General features: G+C 70.4%; 3 protein-coding genes. 2 read left to right on the top strand and 1 reads right to left on the bottom strand.

The window, feature by feature from the left end:
* Positions 1-269, top strand: a 269-nt coding sequence (locus AC08ON_RS17035; RefSeq protein WP_476617335.1) for a cupredoxin domain-containing protein, incomplete at its 5' end; no start/stop codon positions are given.
* A 3-nt stretch (positions 270-272) separates the two neighbouring features.
* Here AC08ON_RS17035 and AC08ON_RS17030 read toward each other — a convergent pair.
* Positions 273-752, bottom strand: coding sequence for an SLOG cluster 4 domain-containing protein (locus AC08ON_RS17030; RefSeq protein ID WP_476617334.1), 480 nt, complete (start codon positions 750-752; stop codon positions 273-275).
* Between the two features lie 240 nt (positions 753-992).
* Here AC08ON_RS17030 and AC08ON_RS17025 point away from each other — a divergent pair, with 240 nt between their 5' ends.
* Complete coding sequence (locus AC08ON_RS17025) at positions 993-3,578, top strand: glutamate--cysteine ligase (RefSeq protein ID WP_476608527.1); 2,586 nt, start codon at positions 993-995, stop codon at positions 3,576-3,578.
* Positions 3,579-3,614 lie beyond the last annotated feature (36 nt).

Below are 3,614 nucleotides of genomic sequence, written 5' to 3'. Positions count from 1 at the left end.
GCCAACTTTCACAGCACTCCGGAATGTCGGCCTCTTTCTCTCGGGCATCGGACCACCGGGGCAGCGACAAGGTTCTTGAGCCGGGAGAAAGTTTCACCCTGACTTTCCGCAAGCCGGGAGCCTTCCTCCACCGCTGTCGTTTCCACTCGAACCTGGATGACTTCAACCAGCCGGTCGCACCTGGGCCGGAGGGCGGCATCCAGGACGCCAACGGCAACTTCGGAACGCCTATGATGGGGGTCATAACCGTGTCGGACAAAAAGCGGTAGACGTCATCGAGGGCCGGCATCATTGAGGTGTGCTCGAAGGAGCGGCACCACATCGTCCACATCCTGGACCGGGATGACGCTCGGCAGCGATGAATCCCGGGTGTCCACGGTCCAGGTGTCGAGACCGATCACCGTCTTCCCGGTCCGGAGCGCGAAGGAGATCTCACTGCGCGTTCCCCAGCTTCCGCCGACGGCGACCAACGCATCGCTGCCGCGGACGAGCAGGCTGTTGCGCAGCTCGCCCATCCCGGTCCGGAGGCTGACGGTGAGATGGTCGTTTCCCTCGTCTCGGGACAGGCCCGGCAGCAGCCCGATCGTCGTCCCGCGGCACCCGTCCGTCCCGCGGCACCCGTCGATCCTCCCGCCGGTGAGCCGGTCGGGCGACCGCGCGCCGCATCGGACACGCCGAACCCTGCACGCTTCGTCACGTTTTATCGAGGCCCGGCGGGATAGTAGAGACCCTGGTGGGCCTGTCGGCCCCACCAGCAGGGCCGACAGGCCGGTCGGACGGGTCGGACGGGTCGGACGGGTCGGACGGGTCGGACGAGAGTGGCCGCGTGGGTGGGCCGGGCTAGGCGTCGGGTGAGGTGCCGGGTGGCGGCCGGTACCCGACGACGACAAGGGCGGGGGTGCAGGTCCGTGGCGAGTAGTGCGGGATTCTTCCCGAGGCGGGTCATATCTGTGACACGCATGCGTAACCGGCCGGCCGTAGCGTAGCCCGCCATGAGCGACGCACGAATCGTGGCCGTCGGCGTCGAGGAGGAATTTCACATCCTCGATCTCACCACCCGTCAGCTCGTTCCCAGGGCCGAGGAGGTCCTCCGTCGACTCGACGGGGACTCGTTCTCTCCAGAGCTATTGAAATCGGTTGTCGAGACGAACAGTCAGCCGACGGCGGATCTGCTGGAGCTGCGGACGAACCTGCTCGATCTGCGGCGGCGACTCGCGGAGGTGACCGGCGAGCTCGGGCTCGGGCCGGCCGCTGCGGGCACCGTGCCGATCGTGGACATGGATCTGCTCGACGTCTCCCGGGACGACCGTTACGAGCAGATGACCGAGGACTACCAGATCGTCGCGCGCGAGCAGCTCATCTGCGGCGCCCAGGTGCACGTCGACGTGGCCGACCGCGACCTCGCGATGGCCGTCGTCGCCTGGACCGCGCCGTGGCTGCCGATGCTGCTGGCGCTCTCGGCCAGCTCGCCGTTCTGGATGGGCGCCGACAGCGGCTACGCGAGCATGCGCACGCTGGTGTGGCAACGCTGGCCGACCGCGGGGGTCGCCGGGTCCTTCCGGACCGCAGCGGAGTACGACCAGCTCGTGGCAGACCTGATCAAGTCCGGGGTGATCAGCGACCCGGGGATGGTCTACTTCGACGTCCGCCCGTCGGCCCACCTGCCCACCGTCGAGCTGCGCATCTGCGATGCCTGCCCGGACGTCGACAACGTCATCCTTATCGCCGGGCTGTTCCGGGCGCTGGTGTGCCAGGCCATCGAGGAGATCGAGGCCGGCGGCCAGGCCCCGCCGCCACGCGCGGAGCTGCTGCGCGCGGCGACCTGGCGGGCGGCCCGGTCCGGCCTGGAGGGCGACCTCGTCGACATCCTCGGTGCCGGCCCGATACCGGCCCAGGCCATGCTGCGCCGGCTGCTCACCGAGGTCCGCCCGCAGCTCGAACGGTTCGACGACTGGGAGCTCATCGACAACCTGGCCGAACAGGCCGTCGGCCGGGGCAGCTCGGCGCACCGCCAGCGCCGGGCCTTCGCCCGTCGGGGTCTGCTCACCGACGTCGCGGATCTGGTGCTGGCCGAGACCCGCGACGTCCCGCCCGCGGGGGCGGCGGCCGCGCTGGGGAGCGCGCCCGCTGTGTCCGCCTCCGACCAGATCGCGCCGCGGCTGCTCGAACGCTACCAGCCGACCGGGTACGACGAGATCGTCGACGCCCGCGGCGCGGTCCGTCCCCAGTACCGGGCCGTCATGCGCACCTTGGAACGGCTCGGCCCGGGCATCCTCGACGAACGGGTCGGGACGCGCGAGGCCGAGCAGAACGACCGGGGGATCGTCTTCCGGGCCTCGGGGGACTCCGCCAGTCGTCCCTTTCCGTTCGATCTGGTCCCGCGGATCATCGCCGCCGACGACTGGACGACCCTGATGACCGGACTGAGCCAGCGGGTCCGGGCCCTGGAGGCGTTCCTGCACGACATCTACGGCGAGCGGGCGGCCGTCGCCGACGGGATCGTGCCGGCCTGGGTGGTCAACGACGCGCCGAGCCTGCGCCACGGCGGTCGCGCCGTCGGCCCGGACGCCATCCGGGTGACCGTCGCCGGCATCGACCTGGTCCGCGGCGGCGACGGCGGCTGGCTGGTGCTGGAGGACAACCTGCGCGTCCCGTCCGGTATCGCCTACGCCATGGAAGGCCGGCGGCTCGCCGAGTCGGTGCTGCCGGAGCTCGGTCCGCCGGCCGGCATCCTGCGGCTGGACGGCATACCCGCCCTGCTGCACGAGGCGCTGGCCGCGGCGGCCCCGGCCGCGGCCGCGGGGGAGCCGGCGGTGGCCGTGCTGACTGGCGGGAAGACCGACGCGGCGTACTTCGAGCATTCCCTGCTCGCCGAGAAGATGGGCGTTGCGCTGGTGGAACCGGCGGATCTGCTGGTCGACGACAACGACGTCGTCCACCGGATCGACGGCTCCCGGCGGTGCCGCGTCGACGTCCTCTACCGCCGGATGGACGAGGACGACCTGTTCGGCGCCCTCGGAGCCGACGGCACCCCGCTGGGGCTCCCGCTGCTGCGCGCGATCCGGGCCCGCCGGGTCGGCATAGCGAACGCTCTGGGTAACGGGGTGGGTGACGACAAGGTCGTCTACGCCTACGTCCCGCGGATGGTCACCTACTACCTGGGCGAGCAGCCGGTGCTCGACGACGTGCCGACCTATGTCTGCGGCGACCCGGAGCAGTGTGAAAACGTGCTGGACAACCTCGATCAACTGGTGGTGAAACCGGTCGACGGGTATGGCGGGTCCGGCGTGGTCATCGGGCCGCATGCCGAGCCCTACCGGCTTACCGAGGCCCGCGAGCGGATCCTGGCCAATCCCCGGCAGTGGATCGGCCAGGAACTGGTGTCGCTGTCGACCCATCCGACCTGGCATGACAGCCATCTCGAACCCTGCGCGGTGGATCTGCGGGTCTTTGTCTACGCCGGGCGGGAGCCGCGGGTGGTGCCCGCAGCGCTCAGCCGGGTGGCGCCTCCCGGCAGTCTGATCGTCAACTCCTCGCAGGGCGGGGGATCCAAGGACACCTGGATTCCCCGCCGTTAGCCGGTGATTCCCCGCCGTCAACCTTTCCATGGACGA

This window comes from Frankia sp. CoWAU3 (assembly GCF_977971855.1).
This window is presented reverse-complemented; position numbering and strand designations above follow the sequence as displayed.

Bases quoted from the DNA above. Each gene is read 5' to 3' on its own strand.
- AC08ON_RS17025 (WP_476608527.1), top strand. From the start codon at position 993: ATGAGCGACGCACGAATCGTGGCCGTCGGCGTCGAGGAGGAATTTCAC.